This window comes from Paenibacillus sp. J31R34 (assembly GCF_059383715.1).
The window spans coordinates 235,935-251,172 of sequence record NZ_JBXENU010000006.1 but is presented as its reverse complement, the minus strand read 5'-3'; the positions used below and the strand labels follow the sequence as shown (position 1 = coordinate 251,172).

The window sequence follows — 15,238 nt, the reverse complement described above, 5'->3', positions numbered from 1 at the left end:
TAAGGCATAAAAAAACCGGCTCCGCTATAGAAGGGCGATCCCTTCAAGCGGAGCCGGAGGCTGTTGTCTAATCGATTATTGCTCTTTCTTGCGCGACAGCATCGCGAAGGCTCCTACAATAATAAGAGCAATGGCGAGCAGCGGCTGCACGGTGGCAAGTTGTCCGGAGGCGGCGCTCAGCGAGAAGACGCCGAAGAACAGCAGCGACAGGACGGCTAAAATGTTAATCGGGATAAGCAGCCACTTGTTGCGGCTGCCGAACCAATAAAATTCAAACAAGCCGACGGCTACCGCCAGAATGAAGCCTGGCCACAGAATATGCCACGCCGAGAATAACGTGGAGAGCTGGCAGACGAGTCCAACGGTGAACAAAATGCCTCCCGGGATGAGCAGGCCGACCCCTTTGCCACCTGTCACGCCAAAATACAGCCAGTGGAAAAACAGTCCTAGCGGAATGATGAACATGCTGGCCCAAAAATTCGCGAACACAGCGCCTGCTCCAAATGACTGGCCTTGGTTGAAGTAAAGAAATACACCAATCAGCATAAGGGCGGGGCCGATAATCGAGCGCTTTAACATTTTTCTTATCTCTCCTCTTTTGTTTATTTATCCGTTGTTTTTCTTAGCTACAATAGCATAGCACAGCCCCCCGCAGTATGTCGTCATGCTTGAGGTAAAGCAGCGGACTAGACTAAAGTCTAGGAAGCAAGCGAAAAAGCAGCGTCATGGCCCAGCCCATGTTCGCATATTTATCATAATATGCTACGATGGGCATAGGCATGTGGCTTCTAGCGGAGCTTCTGGCGAAGTCCCGGGACGAAGCCGGGTTAATTTGATGGAAAGAAGGAACGGAAATGATCATTATTAAGACCGAGGCGGAAATCAACCGCATGCATGAGGCGGGTAAAATATTGGCGGAATGCCATAGGCAAATTGCCAAGCTCATTCAGCCCGGCATCACAACGCATGAAATCGACCAGTTCGCGGAAAAATTTATGAAGCAAAATGGCGCAACGCCGGAGCAAAAAGGCTATAACGGCTATCAATATGCGACCTGTGCCTCCACGAACGATATTATTTGCCACGGCTTTCCGAAGAAGGAAAAGCTCAAAGAAGGCGATATCGTGACCATCGACATGGTCGTCAACCTGAACGGCTGGCTTGCCGATTCGGCATGGTCCTATGCGGTTGGGGAAGTAACCGATGAAGCAAAGCATTTGCTGGCGGTAACGGAAAAATCGCTGTATCTTGGCATAGAGCAAGCGCTAATCGGCAAGCGGATTGGCGATGTATCTCACGCGATTCAGTCGTATGCGGAGGCGGAAGGCTTCTCGGTCGTGCGTGATTTTATCGGCCATGGTATTGGGAAGGACATGCATGAGGATCCGCAGGTGCCTCACTATGGCCCGCCGGATAAAGGGCCTAGAATTAAAGAGGGCATGGTGTTCACAATTGAGCCGATGCTGAACGCGGGCACTTATTTCAGCAAGCTGGATTCTGATGGATGGACCGCGCGGACGCGGGATGGAAGGCTGTCTGCCCAGTATGAGCATACGATTGCGATTACGAAGGATGGTCCGCTTATTTTGACCCAACAATAAAATATTACACGTATATAACGCAAAGAGGGAGAGATCCCTCTTTTTTCTGCATGACAAATTTGGATAATTCATCTAAAATAAATGGAATGATGGGAATGATCGTCCAAAAGCTCGGCCTACATAACGCGATCATTACATGAATTCAGTCATTTTGGGGAGGGTATTCATTTGTTGAGATCGTCAGTCGTATGGAGAAGTGCTTTATCTATTGCGGTTACTGTTGGTTTGGTGGCAATGCCCTTTACGGCAACAGCGGCATCGGTGAACAGCAGCACAGTAAAGCTGCGTATTATGGAAACGACCGATCTGCATGTGAACATGGTGAACTATGATTATTTTGCGGACAAGCCGACCGATGAGTATGGCTTTGCCAAAACAGCGACGCTCATCAAGCAGGCGCGCGAAGCGGCGACGAACAGCTTGCTTTTTGACAATGGCGATTTGATTCAGGGCAACCCGCTTGGCGACTACACGGCGGTTATTAACCCGCTGAAGCAGGGCGAGACGCATCCGGTGTACAAGGCGATGAACCTGCTTGATTACGATGCTGGGAATTTGGGCAACCACGAGTTCAACTATGGGCTGGATTTTCTGAATAATTCGCTGGCGGGGGCGGATTTCCCTTACGTCAATGCGAACATCTATGTGGATGACAAAGATAAAGACGAATCAAATGATAAAAATATGTTCACGCCTTATTTGATTTTAGACAAGGAAGTGAAGGATGAGAGCGGCGCAGCACATAAGCTTAAAGTAGGCGTCATCGGTTTCGTGCCGCCGCAGGTCATGCAGTGGGATAAGGCGAATCTCGAAGGCAAGGTTATTGCCAAGGATATCATCAAAACGGCGGAGAAGTTCGTTCCCGAGATGAAGGCGAAGGGTGCCGACATCATTGTTGCGATTCCGCATTCGGGCTTTGAGGATATTCCGCAGGCTGAAAATATGGAAAACTCCGTGCTGTATCTTAGCAAGGTCAAGGATATTAATGCGATTTTGTTCGGCCACGCCCACAAGGTGTTCCCGGACAAGTCGTTCGAGGGCAAGCCGGGCGTAGATTTGGAAAAAGGGACGATTAACGGCGTGCCTTCGGTCGAGCCGGGCTTCTGGGGCAATAATCTCGGCATTATTGACCTTGATTTGAAGCTGGCGGGCGGCAAATGGTCGGTTGTGGACTCCAAGGTTGAGGTTAAGCCGATCTTTGATGCGGTGAACAAGCAGCCGCTTGTAGAAGCGGATCAAGAGGTGCTGGAAGCCGTAGAAGAAGACCATGAGCATACGCTCGACTATATTCGCGGCCCGGTAGGCAAGACGACGGCGCCAATCAACAGCTGGTTTGCGCTCGTGCAGGATGATCCATCGATCCAAATTGTAACAAACGCGCAAAAATGGTATGTAGAAAAGCAAATGCAAGGGACGGAATACGAGGGCATACCGGTATTGTCCGCAGGTGCGCCGTTCAAGGCAGGCGGACGCCAAGGCCCGAACTATTACACGGATATTGCGGCTGGTGATATTGCGATTAAAAACGTAGCCGACCTGTACTTGTACTCCAACACCGTTAACGCTGTATTAGTTACAGGTGCCGAGCTGAAGGAATGGCTGGAATGGTCCGCTGGGCAATTCAACCAGATTGATGCATTGTCGACAGCAAAGCAAGAGCTGGTCAATCTGGATTTCCCGACCTACAACTTTGACGTCATTGACGGCGTAACGTATCAAATCGATGTGACCCAGCCAGCCAAATATGATGCCAAGGGAACGACGGTTAGTGAAAAATCGAGCCGTATCGTCAATCTGCAATTTGATGGCAAAGCGATTGATCCGAAGCAAAAATTTATCGTAGCGTCGAATAATTACCGCGCCTCGTCGAGCAAGTTCGCGAATCCGGATGGCAAACGGATCGTTTTGGCTTCGCCAGATGAGAACCGTCAGGTTGTCATAGATTATATTCGCTCGAACAAGACGATTGACCCTGCCGCTGACGGCAACTGGTCGCTCGCGGCGATCAAAGAGGACGTCAACGTTTCGTTCAAAACGTCGCCTGCTGCCAAGACGCTCGCGGATTCGCTTGACGCTTTGTCGTATGTAGGCGAAACCGATGACGGCTATGCGGAGTTCAAAATTAATTTGTCCGCTGGCGCGACCACGCCAACGACTCCGACGACACCAACCACGCCAACGAAGCCAACGGAGCCGGGCCCAACGAAGCCGACCACGCCAACGACACCGATGAAGCCGGCGACCGGTACAACGCAGGATACGGTGTATATTGTGAAAAGCGGCGACACGCTGTACCGCATCGCATTAAATCACGGCACCACCTGGCAGAAGCTTGCGGCCTATAATAAGCTGGCGAACCCGAATCGCCTATCCATTGGGCAGAAGATTTTGATTCCGGCAGTGAAATAGGAAGAGCGGAGCCTTCCATGCTTGGAGGCTAGCCATTTGAGAAAAGACAACACCCTTTCGAAATTCGTCCTTGCGGCCCCTGGGTTTCCGCGGCTGTTTGGATGAATGCTCGAAGGGTGTTATTTAATTGTAGGAGGGAAGTCTGATCAAGGTGGAGTCTGGTCTGGAGGACACAGATGACGTTATTTTGTCTAAACCGGGGGGTTTGGAGGTGTTTGCGGACTCAGGCGTCGCTATTGGTTCTCAAACCCCTGTTTTGACGCCATGATCAAGGGAATAGCGGATTTCCTGTCCGTTCACCTGCTAAAATCGCTCGAAACGCTAAAATAGCGGAATGCCAGTCCGCCAAGAAAAGAGAGAGCATCCGCGCGCATCCAGTCCTTGTGCTTGTCTTTGCTGGTATCGCACGTCATGGAAAGGATGCTGCTACATGAGTGAAAAAATGTATGATGTACTTTTATATCTAATGCTGGCGGTGACTGCTACCACGGCTATTTGTTTATTGGTTTTTATCCTATTGTTCGTAGGTAGTCTAATTAGAAAATCTAAAAAGCTGCCGAAGGTGAGCTTGACGCTGACAGTAATCGGTGCCTTTGTGGTAGGGATATATTGCTATAATCATTTTAATAATCTTGATTTTCTTCCAAAAGGGGAGTTGAATCCAAGCGCTGTCGTCTCTCCAGATGGTCAATATATAATTCGGACGTATCACTATAATGGGCTTTTTTATAGAACAGCACGAGCTGAAGTTGTGGATATGGAGAGTGGGAAGAGCAAGACGATCTACTTTAATGATTATGACCGCAGTCCGGCGATTCAGTGGGCTCACAGTGGCGTGGTGAAAATTGGCAGAGAAACATTGGATATTTCGAAAAATGAGGTTTTTGATTTCCGCGATACCTCGCATGTAAATAAAACGATGCCTCCGCAAGGATGAATACAGAATTGAAGGCGAATAGGGAATTGGGGATGTGTCCTAATCTATTAAAAACAGATGACTCTGCGCAGGCAGGGTCATCTGTTTGCTTTGAAGCGAATATTATGGCGGCAAAAACAGGCTAGCTCGTCGTCGTGAAGGAAAAATGCTTATTCGTGTTGTTATCGTCCGTCCACTGGATGGCGTCGGCACCGTTGTCGGAGGAGCCTCCCGTAATATAAAGTACTTTGCGGCTTTTGACGTTCATGATTTTGAAATAGCCGCTTCCGGCACTGAGAATGCGGAATTGCTGATTGAGCCCGCCGTTGCTCGTATATTGAATGACAGTGGCGCCGTCTGCGACCGAGCTGCTGGTGATGTCCATGACTTTGCCGCTGTTGCGGTTTTTGATCGTATAGTAGCGTCCGCCTACGTCGGTGAACTGCCAGTGCTGGCTCGTCCAGCCGCCATCGGTGTATTGCTCGATCTGCACGCCGTCCGTCGTACCCCCGCTGGTGACGCCAAGGAGCTTGCTGCTGGAGCGGTTAGTGATTTTATACCAGGACGTCGTGTTGACAGGTGGCGCTACAGTGCCGGTGATGGTGCCCGTCGCCGTGTCAATCGTAAGCTGGTCAGCCCAGTCCAGCGTCATGGTGGTGGATGAAGGGAAGGTTATCGGCAGCCACACATATTCCGAGGTGTTGACCGTGCCGCCCCAAGCCCCGGCCCAGCGGTCGCCCATGTACAGAAACGAAGTAGTGGACGAGCCTTCAATCGGCAGCACATACGTAGATTGTGAGTTGAAGGAGTTGCCGTTGCCCACATTCGTCAGGCCGCTCCATGTGCCGGAAATGTTGCTGGCTGTCGCATATTTCGCTTGGTTTGGCGCCCAGCCAGTCGCCCCGGAGGTGACGAGGAAGTAGGTGCTGCCCCGCTTGAACATGGCAGGCGCTTCACGGTATTGACCGACCCATAGGGTAGAGACGAGCGAGTCGATGCCAAGGAAGTCGGAGGTCAGGCGATAAATATTTAAATCGGCGTTGACGCGGGTGGCAGAGATGAGATAAGCCGTGCCATTGTCGTTGTAGACGGTCATATCACGGGAATCGTAGCCTAACGGACGGAAGCTGCCCTGATACGTATAGGGGCCTTCAATGTTGGTGGCATATGCAACAGCGACCTGCGCATCGCCGTAGTCCACGCCATTCTCCTTGTGCATCCACATCACATATTTATTCGTAGCCGCGTTAAAAATGACTTTGGGGCGCTCAATGTTGGCGGTTGCCAGCTCGGGCGATGAGGTTTTGCTGAGAACATGGGCACGGAGCTCCCAGTTTTTCAGATCCGCTGAGCGATAGACGGAAACGTAATTGACGCCATCGCGATTTTCGCCAAACCAGTAATAATAGCTGCCTGACTTGAGAATGCCGCCCCCGTGGGCTTGAATCGGGTTGCCAGCGGTGTCTTTGAACTGGACGCCATTGTCGAACGTGACAGGAGCAGCGGCAGCAGGGACGGTCATCAGACTGAGAGCCAGAGCGACGGTGAGCACATACGCGAGCAAAAGCCGGGACTTGCTTTTCATCATAAAAAACCTCCTTGGAATTTGATGAGGGCATCGCAAGCATCGGCGTAAGCATGGACCGCTTGGCTGATCGGAGCCCGGCCTAGGCTTTGCTCGGGTCATGTGGATAGAGGAGCGGCAAAAAAGTAAGCGCTTGCAAATAAGATTGTACAACGATAGAGAGGGAAAAGCATCCTATTATTTTTACTTTTTTTGGTGGGGAAACGGTGGGTGGAGGGCGCCGCAGAATTTGACGTGAAACCGCTATCGCGGTACGCTAAAAGCAAAATAAAGCCGCCATGCGGTACGGCGATGATCCAGGCGGACAGGGGAGCAGAAGGATGGGAAACAACCGCGCGAATTGGCGCAATGTCGGGATTTTCGCACATGTCGATGCTGGCAAAACGACGACGACCGAGCATATGCTTTATGTCAGCGGGCGCACACGGACACTCGGCAGTGTCGATACGGGAACGACGATAACGGATTCCATGGAGGTTGAACGGGCAAGGGGCATTTCAGTTCGGGCGGCAATGACCGCATTGGAGTGGCAGGGTACGCATGTGCAGCTGGTCGATACGCCAGGACATGTCGATTTTCTCTCGGAGGTGGAGCGCGCGCTGCGGGTGATGGATGGCGCTGTTCTGATCGTATCCGCAGTGGAAGGCGTGCAGGCGCAGACGGAGCTGATTTGGAATGCTTTGCGTAAGCTGCGTATCCCCACGCTGATTTATATTAATAAAATGGACCGCGTCGGCGCCGATTACGAAGCGGTGCTTGCCGATATCCGCAGCTATTTGACGGCGGATCTGCTCGCGGTGCAGCGTCCGCTTGGCAGCGAGCAGCAGTTCGCTGGCGCGGAGGATTTGTGGGCGGAGGGCGCGGATGAAGGTGCGCGCACGGCGCTGCTTGAGGCGATGGCGGAGCGGGACGAGCGCCTGCTGGAGCGGTATGTCAGCGGCGAGGAAGTGCCGCTGGCGCAGTGGCGGGCGGAAGCCGCTGCGATGGCGCGCCGAGCGGAGGTGCATCCGGTGCTGTACGGCGCATCGAGCAAAGGCATTGGCGTGCAGGCGCTGCTGGACGCGATGATCGAGTATTTGCCTGCGCCGGGCGGCGAGGCGGAGGCGCCGCCTTCGGGCATTGTGTTTAAGATTGAGCGTGACAAGGTGATGGGCAGGATGGCTTACATTCGGCTGTATCAAGGGAAAATCCGCAATCGTGATGTCGTGCGCAATTTCACGCAGCAAATGGATGAGAAGGTGACGCAAATCCGCAAAATGGACGGCTTCCGCTCCGAAGATGCCGGGGAGCTTGCGGCTGGCGGCATTGCAGCCGTGTGCGGTATGTCCCATGTGCGGATCGGCGATATTATCGGCAGCCCGGATGCCGTTCCCGAGGAGGCACGGCTCGCTGTGCCGCTGCTGACCGTTCAAGCCCATTGGGGCGATGCCCAGCATTATCCGGCAATGGTACAGGCGCTTACGGAGCTGTCCGATGAGGACCCGCTGCTGAATGTGCAGTGGCTGCAGGATGAGCGGGAGCTGCATGTGAAGGTAATGGGACCGATACAGCTGGAAATACTGACGAGTGTTATTGAGCAGCGGTATGGACTTGCAGTGCGGTTCGGCCAGCCGTCGGTTATTTATAAGGAGACGCTAAAGGAAGTGGGCGAAGGGTATATTTCCTATTTAATGCCCAAGCCCTGCTGGGCGGTATTACGGTTTCGCATGGAGCCGGGCGAGCGGGGGAGCGGGCTGCAATATGCTTCGGTGGTGCGCTCCGAGGATTTGCTGCCGCAATACCAAAGCGAGGTGGCGCGGCGCGTGCCGGAGGCGCTGGAGCAAGGGCTGTACGGCTGGGAGGTCGTTGACCTTAAAGTGACGCTCATTGAAGGGCAGCATCATGTGTGGCATACACATCCGCTGGATTTTGCGGTAGCAACGCCAATGGGCATTATGAATGGGCTCGCGTCTGTGGGTACAAGGCTGCTGGAGCCGATGCTTCAGTTCCGCATCGTCGTACCCGAGGAGGCGGGGGGCCGAGTAATGAACGACCTGTCGCTGATGCGCGGCACATTCGGTGCGCCTGTGCTGCATGGCGACAGGATGATTATTGAAGGGCGCATTCCCGCAGCGACCTCGCTGGAATATGCGGTGGAGCTCAGCTCGCTGACGAAAGGTCGCGGCACGATCGCCACCTTTTTCGCTGGTTATGAGCCTTGCCCGCTTGATGTGAAAGCCGAGCGCCAGCGGCGCGGTGTCAATCCGCTGGAGCAGTCGAAATATATTTTGAGCGTGCGGAAGGCTCTGCAAAGCTAGATGCGCTAGATACCTAGATGCGCCTAGATTAGCTAGTTAGGCTGGAGCTGTTCAGCCTCATGCTCTTCGTTTCAGTGGTTTGTTTTCTTCACTAAGACCGCCTTGGTGGACACAGCAGGCGCTATTTCGATAGGATCACGGGTTTGGGGTCAGGCCGCGGACTCAGGAGCCGCTAATGCACTGTAAATGGCTAATTTGCTGGGATGAAGAGGGCAATAGCGGATTTCCTGTCCGCCTACGGCCCGAAAACGGATCAACAGCCAGAATACCGGAATCACAGTCCTCCAACATTCCAACATAGGAGCGAGCAGCCCAAGTTGTGTACAAGTTGTGGACAAGTGGCGAGCAAGCTAGGTGTGGTCGGTCACAGCAACATTCGCAGGCTATAGTTCCTGAACCATGCAGCATCAGATGAGATCGGCCTAAAAATGCGCAAAGCGAGGCGCAGTATGTCGACTCAAGTTTGCGCACGCGCCCTAGCGCCACATAATGAACAGTAAGGACAATACCGACAGCAGAACCGACGTTATGGTCATGGCGAGCAGCGGGCGAAGCGCCCGGGAGCGCAGCTCTCTCAGATTAACGTTCAGCCCTAGCCCAACCATCGCCATCGTCAACAGGATGGTTGTAATCGTGGACATGCCGCTTAAGGCGCGAGCGGGCAGTTCCAGCGGAGTTCCAGCAGTCATGCTCCCGAATAAACTAAGGGCGATGAAGCCGAGCAAAAACCATGGAAATTCAGGCCGGGTCTTCATTTCTTGAGGACTCGCTGCCATCTCGCGGTGGCGGCGATTCATGATTGCCATCAGTATAAAGCTGACGGGTACGAGCAAAAACACGCGGCTCAGCTTTGCTAGCAGCGCCAGAGCAACCGCATCCTGTCCGGCAGGCTCTGCGGCAAGCGCCACATGAGCGATTTCATGCAGGCTGATGCCTGCCCAAACGCCATATTGCTCCGCGGTTAGCGGCAGCAGCGGCAGGAGGGCGGTGTAAGCGAGCGCGGCAATCGTGCCGACCAGCGCAACGAGTCCGACGCTTGCGGCGGTATCCTCGCCGCGAGCTTTGAGAATCGGCGATACAGCCGCAATGGCTGCCGCGCCGCAGATGCCTGTACCGATGCCGAGCAAGAGCGACAGCGGCATATCGGCTTTGAGCTTGCGGGCGAGCAGCAGCGTGAAGAGGACGGAGAAGAGGATGGTGGCGGCGGCTTGCAGCAGCAAGCCGGCCCCCTGCTCCAGCAGCACTATCATATTCAGCTTGAGTCCAAACAATATGATTGAAAGCCGCAGCAGTTGCTTGGCGGAAAAATGAATGCCAGGGCGGAGAAAAGCTGGATATCCAGCGAACTGGCGAAAAAGCACAGCGGCAATTAAGGCAATCGCCATCGGGCCCATGCGGCTGAAGCCGGGAAGCATGGCGAGTGCATAAGCTGTGGAGGCAAAAGCACCTGTCAGCGCTACCCCGCCCAGCCAAGCCGCAGTATGCCCCTTTGCACCCCTACATAACGATCCCTGAGGCTCCGTCTTTTCCGAGGAGGACTGCGTCATCATCATCGGGTTTATTTCTGCTTTCATAGCTGACACCTCATCCTCATCCTGTAAGCGAACAGCCCGCTGCTTCTACTGCCAATGCCGTCAAATAACGGGCGCATGCTTCCTGTCTGAATTATAAATTAAGCATAAGGGATAGCTTACGATAAGAAAAATAAATTGTTATGATTATAATCATAACTAAATACTTATGATAACTTCATGAACAGACAGCAAATGAAGAGAGAGAGAGAGGAGCATGTTTGAATGATGGATCAATCCCTGCTCGTTTTTATAGCTGTTGCCGAGGAGCGCAGCTTCACTCGCGCAGCGGAAGCGCTGCATATGACGCAGCCGGCGGTCAGTCAGCACATTCAGTCGCTGGAGGCGGCTTTGGGCGCCAAGCTGCTGGATCGCAGCAACAAGTACGTCCGGCTGAATAAAGCGGGGGACATCGTGTATCGCCATGCGAAGGAAATCAGCGGATTGCATGCGAAAATGCAGAGCCTGCTCGGTGACCTGCTTCACACGGCAAGCGGAGCGCTGTCGATTGGCGCAAGCTTCACCTTTGGCGAGTATGTGCTGCCGCATATGATTGCGTGTCTAAGGGCGCGGTACCCGCTTATTACACCAACGATTACTATAGGCAATACGAAGGACATCGCAGCGCTCGTTGCAGCCCGCCAGCTGGATATTGGAATTATAGAGGGAGCGCTGCCGGAGCAGGACAAGCTGCAATGCGAGCCCTTTGCCCAAGATGCTATGTATGTCGTTGTTGGCGCCGGGCATCCTTATGCGGAGCGGCAAGACATAGAGGCTGAGGCGCTGCGAGGCGAGCACTGGATTGTGCGAGAGGAAGGCTCGGGAACGCGGACGGCAATGGAAAAAATGTTCGAGCAATACGATATTAGGCCGATGAACCCTATGGCGTTTGGCAGCACGCAAATTATTAAGGAGTCCGTTGAAGCGGGTCTCGGCATTTCGCTGCTATCGGAGTGGGCTGTACGCAAAGAAATTACGCTAGGGACGCTGAACAGGCTGACCATCAATGGCCAGCCTGTTCAGCGTGATTTTTCGATTATTACGCTGCAAGATGCTTTTCATACGAAAGCGGCGGAGCTGTTCATTGAAATGGTGCGCACCCGTGAAGGCATGCCGCAGCAGTCGATTTAAGGTTTTTCCGATATAGCAGCGATAGGGCTGCATACAGAGCAACAGCTTCTTATGAAAAATAGCCCCTGTCTCCCGGCCCATAACCAGCTGTGCTGCCTCAAGGGTATGCTATGGCGTTTTCCGTTCCTCCAAGCTCATCGACTAACTCAGCCTGTAAAGCGCGAATGGCTCGCCATATTTAAAGCGCAGGCTGATTTCATCCAGCCGCTCCAGGATGGCCGGCTCCGGCTGAAGGCTGGCTGAGGCCAGATTGGCCTCCAGCTGCTCTGCGCTCGTCGCGCCGACGATAACGCTTGCCCTGCACTGGCTGCTGCATCAGCCAGTGCAGGGCAAGCACAGCCGGCGTGCAGCCCGCCTGAGTCGCAAGCTCGCCGACCTTGCGGCTGAGCGTGAAGCCTTCGCCCGTGAAGAAGCGGGCGAAGTCCGGGTTTTTGTCCAGCCGCGACCCTTGCGGTGCGCTCTGCTGCTCGCTGTATTTTCCGGTCAGCAGGCCGCCGGCTAGCGGAAAATAAGGGATAATGCCGACGCCCTGGTCGAGGCATAGCGGCGTAATGTCGCGCTCCGGCGTCCGGTCGGCGAGCGAATAGCTGGTCTGAATCGACACATAGCGATTCAGGCCCAGGCGGTCGCTGATGCCGAGCGCCTTCATCAGCTCCCAGGCCGCGTAGTTCGATGCGCCGATGTAGCGGACTTTGCCGGCGCGCACCATATCATCGAGCGCCCGCAGCGTTTCTTCCAGCGGCGTCTCCGGATCAAAGGTGTGGATTTGGTATAAATCCACATAATCCGTCTGCAGCCGCCGCAAGCTCTGCTCCAGCTCAAGCTGCAAATGATAGCGGGACGAGCCGCGCTCATTCGCGCCTTGGCCGCGAGGCAGACCGGCCTTAGTGGCGATTACGGCCTCATGCCTTCGTCCTTTAAGCGCCTCGCCGATAATGGTCTCGGATGCGGTGCCCGAGTAAATATTGGCAGTATCCAGAAAGTTTATCCCGCTGCCAAGTGCAGCATGTATAATAGAGATAGAGCTTTGCTTATCCGCCCGCGAGCCGAAGGAATTGGTACCGAGGCCGAGAGAGGATACTTTTAGTCCACTATTGCCGAGACGTTTATATTTCATAAGCTAAAGTCACTCCGTTCAACGTTTAATTCGTGCAATTAGGCATAAGCATGCTTGGCATTTAATATAGCATAAGATAGCGAGGGACGACGATGGAAAGAGTGATAGCGCGGGCTCAGCTGCTTGCAGATGAAGAAATGAAAGCGCTCGCTTCTGTGGAACGCTTGAGAGAGCAGCTGCTTCCTTGGATTGAGGAAGGCAAATTCATGACAGCGGCCTTGTTTAAATGGGAGCGGAATCTTTTTTTATATGTAGAAAGCCTGATGGATGAACCGCCAGCGCCCGATCAGCTCATGCGCGAGCTAGGCAGTTACTTGGAGCCATGGCCCGGACAGGCCGAGAAGCGCTTATGGATTCCGATGATTGATGTGTTTCATTTCAATGCGCCAGCAAGCCCGGAGCATTGGCGGCGCAAGGCAGCGGTGGAGCGGCGCGTCGGGCGCGTGGCGCATTTGAAGCCGGAGATGGTGGCGAGCTACATTTATTTCCACTACCAGCTGCAGGAGGAGCACGCGTTTCATGGTCCCAAATATGAAATCATCGCGCTGCATGAAAATTTGCTGTTCGGCTATCAGGAATTTCCGGCTGTCGTGGAGGAGCCGGTGCTGCCGCGCAAGCTAAAGACAAGTGGAACGCCTGCGGACTGGAGCGAATCGCGAATGGATTTGCATTTTCAGCCATGGTCCGATGGTCATCTATATTTCAAGCCGGTGGAAACTTGGTTTGCTTTGGGTGAATAAGGAACAATCTGACAAAATTCATCATAAATTCATGAAAAATGATCAGTTAGAATTAAGGGAATCTTAAGAAAAATCATGTATAGTAGAAGGATAAGCTGTTAAAACAGCATTCGAAGCCGGGAGGGGACCTGTTATGCGTGAGCCAGTCACTTATTCCGTAGTCATTCCTGTGTATAATGATGAGCAAATGCTTTACGACACCTACAAGCGGCTAAAACGAATTATTCCGCCCATTGGCGAGAATTACGAACTGATTTTTGTAAATGACAACAGCACGGATCGCTCAGCAGATATGCTTCGAGTCTTTTGCGCAGCAGATATTCGGGTACGTGCGATCCATTTCGCCAGCAGCTTTGGTTATGATGCGGCAGTTGCCGCAGGGGCAGACCATGCTTCGGGCGAGCAGAAGATCGTCATGGAGGTATCTGACCGCTTCCGCAGCGTCAGTGCGGGATTGCAGGGTGCTTCTCCGTTTTATGTTGTACGGGCTAAGGAAGGCTTTACCCATTCCCCGCTTTGGGATTTTGCTTCGGAGAGTGCCGCATGCTAATAACTAGCACAACTGAATGGTTCTTCATTAGCATCAAATAACCCCCGCCTTATTAGGCGAGGGTTATTTTTAACTGGAGCGATGTCATTTATGCATAGCACAGGTTTGTCCCGATGTGCCCCGTAGAAGGAGGCCGTTTGCTGCTCTGTTATTGTTCAATGTAAAAACCGAATGAGTGCAGGTTGTCGGCGCTGTTGGTCATGGTGAGCGCTTCCGGCAAATCGATTTTGTCAAAAGCATTGTAATAAGGAGTTCCTGCAAGCAGCACAATAGCAATGGCTACAGCCAGCCTGCGTACCATGCGCTCGCTTGGACGGCGCTGGAGCTTCGCTTTCGGCAAGGTCACCCTGCTGCTGCGTTCGCCGTGAATCATCCAGAGAACGGCAGCAGCGAAGCCGAGCATCGTAAGCGGGAGAGCAAGTGGCATCGAATGCAGCGATACAGCGACGCATAAGGTCAGGTAAAAGATCGTTAGCGTACAGAGCGACAGCAGCTGGTAAGGCAAGATGAACGCGGGCTCTGAAGCGCGATATAGCATGCGTACAGGCAATGGGTCGCTGGACTTCCGTCCTGTATTTTTGCGCATTCTGAGCAGCTTGGGAATGCTTCTAGCCCACAGCAGCGCAAGCGACAGGGTCAGGATAGGTACACAGATGAGCATGCCCAAATCATAATCCGGTGGGAGCTTGACGGCCATGGTGACGACTCCGCCCAATGCCGCTGCTGCTGGGATGGACAGTACAATTGTCCAAATGATTAAGTCTTTGGCACGCTGGTGCAGCTGCTGCTCGGATTTGCTGTAGAGCAGGGAGGAGGCCTTATTACCGGCAATCCAAGACAACAGCAGCGCTAGGAATAAACAACCAAGCGTAAGATGAACCAAGGTGATATACAAAATAGCTTACCTCCCAGTATAATAATGACTAGATCTATTTTATCGCCTGCGAGCTCCTCGCTATAACAGTCTCTGGTGCAGGTAGTACCTAGACTTTAGACGAGGGAATATCAGGAATGGTTGCTTTATACTACAAGAGTAACCGATTTGAGTCTGGAGGTGAAGAAGCTGCTCGAGCTGCATGATATTATACCGTATTTTTTCTCTGTAAGCATTATCTGCACGTTCGCTTATGCAGCGTATTTCACTTTTCATGCTGCAAGCGAGCCGTCCCGATGGTCGAAGGACAAGGTTCATGCGCCAGCACCTGCACGTATTTTGCCAACGGTTCAGCGGGCTCATACCGTTGCCCTCTGGCTTGTACGAAAAGTAAAAAGAAAAGAAGCGCCTGATGGTGATCCCACAGATTGCAGCTCCTCGTTTGTG

The 15,238-nt window shown here is 53.1% G+C and carries 11 protein-coding genes and 1 pseudogene; 7 read left to right on the top strand and 5 right to left on the bottom strand.

The window, feature by feature from the left end; genetic code table 11:
• Positions 1-75 precede the first annotated feature (75 nt).
• Positions 76-579 carry a hypothetical protein gene (locus AC50YG_RS18275; protein ID WP_341280053.1) on the bottom strand — a complete coding sequence of 168 codons (504 nt, stop codon included), beginning with the start codon at positions 577-579 and terminating at the stop codon, positions 76-78.
• 275 nt (positions 580-854) lie between these two features.
• Between AC50YG_RS18275 and map the strand changes: the two genes are divergently transcribed.
• The 3 genes from map to AC50YG_RS18260 all read left to right on the top strand — a co-directional run bounded on the left by map (position 855) and on the right by AC50YG_RS18260 (position 4,947).
• Positions 855-1,601: a type I methionyl aminopeptidase gene (gene map / locus AC50YG_RS18270; protein WP_099518083.1), complete on the top strand. Its 747-nt coding sequence runs from the start codon at positions 855-857 to the stop codon at positions 1,599-1,601.
• 234 nt (positions 1,602-1,835) lie between these two features.
• A complete protein-coding gene (locus AC50YG_RS18265) occupies positions 1,836-4,010 on the top strand; it encodes a bifunctional 2',3'-cyclic-nucleotide 2'-phosphodiesterase/3'-nucleotidase (protein ID WP_494828797.1) in 2,175 nt (724 codons plus the stop codon).
• Between the two features lie 430 nt (positions 4,011-4,440).
• Positions 4,441-4,947, top strand: a complete 507-nt coding sequence (locus AC50YG_RS18260; RefSeq protein ID WP_494828395.1) for a DUF5412 family protein — start codon at positions 4,441-4,443, stop codon at positions 4,945-4,947.
• Positions 4,948-5,068: 121 nt separating this feature from the next.
• Here AC50YG_RS18260 and AC50YG_RS18255 read toward each other — a convergent pair whose 3' ends face one another.
• Positions 5,069-6,511 (bottom strand): RICIN domain-containing protein, encoded by a 1,443-nt coding sequence (locus AC50YG_RS18255; protein WP_494828795.1) that lies wholly within the window; start codon positions 6,509-6,511, stop codon positions 5,069-5,071.
• Positions 6,512-6,831: 320 nt separating this feature from the next.
• Between AC50YG_RS18255 and AC50YG_RS18250 the strand changes: the two genes are divergently transcribed.
• A complete protein-coding gene (locus tag AC50YG_RS18250) occupies positions 6,832-8,808 on the top strand; it encodes a GTP-binding protein (RefSeq protein WP_494828393.1) in 1,977 nt (658 codons plus the stop codon).
• 476 nt (positions 8,809-9,284) lie between these two features.
• Here AC50YG_RS18250 and AC50YG_RS18245 read toward each other — a convergent pair whose 3' ends face one another.
• Complete coding sequence (locus AC50YG_RS18245; RefSeq protein ID WP_494828391.1) at positions 9,285-10,382, bottom strand: YeiH family protein; 1,098 nt, start codon at positions 10,380-10,382, stop codon at positions 9,285-9,287.
• A 225-nt stretch (positions 10,383-10,607) separates the two neighbouring features.
• Between AC50YG_RS18245 and AC50YG_RS18240 the strand changes: the two genes are divergently transcribed.
• Entirely contained in the window at positions 10,608-11,510 is a 903-nt protein-coding gene (locus tag AC50YG_RS18240) for a LysR family transcriptional regulator (RefSeq protein WP_494828793.1), read from the top strand.
• Between the two features lie 141 nt (positions 11,511-11,651).
• Here the strand turns inward: AC50YG_RS18240 and AC50YG_RS18235 are convergent.
• Positions 11,652-12,627: pseudogene (locus AC50YG_RS18235) on the bottom strand (aldo/keto reductase).
• Between the two features lie 92 nt (positions 12,628-12,719).
• Between AC50YG_RS18235 and AC50YG_RS18230 the strand changes: the two are divergent.
• Positions 12,720-13,367 (top strand): hypothetical protein, encoded by a 648-nt coding sequence (locus tag AC50YG_RS18230; protein WP_494828389.1) that lies wholly within the window; start codon positions 12,720-12,722, stop codon positions 13,365-13,367.
• 133 nt (positions 13,368-13,500) lie between these two features.
• Complete coding sequence (locus AC50YG_RS18225; RefSeq protein WP_473757261.1) at positions 13,501-13,917, top strand: glycosyltransferase; 417 nt, start codon at positions 13,501-13,503, stop codon at positions 13,915-13,917.
• Positions 13,918-14,065: 148 nt separating this feature from the next.
• Here AC50YG_RS18225 and AC50YG_RS18220 read toward each other — a convergent pair whose 3' ends face one another.
• Positions 14,066-14,812 (bottom strand): hypothetical protein, encoded by a 747-nt coding sequence (locus AC50YG_RS18220; protein ID WP_494828387.1) that lies wholly within the window; start codon positions 14,810-14,812, stop codon positions 14,066-14,068.
• Positions 14,813-15,238 lie beyond the last annotated feature (426 nt).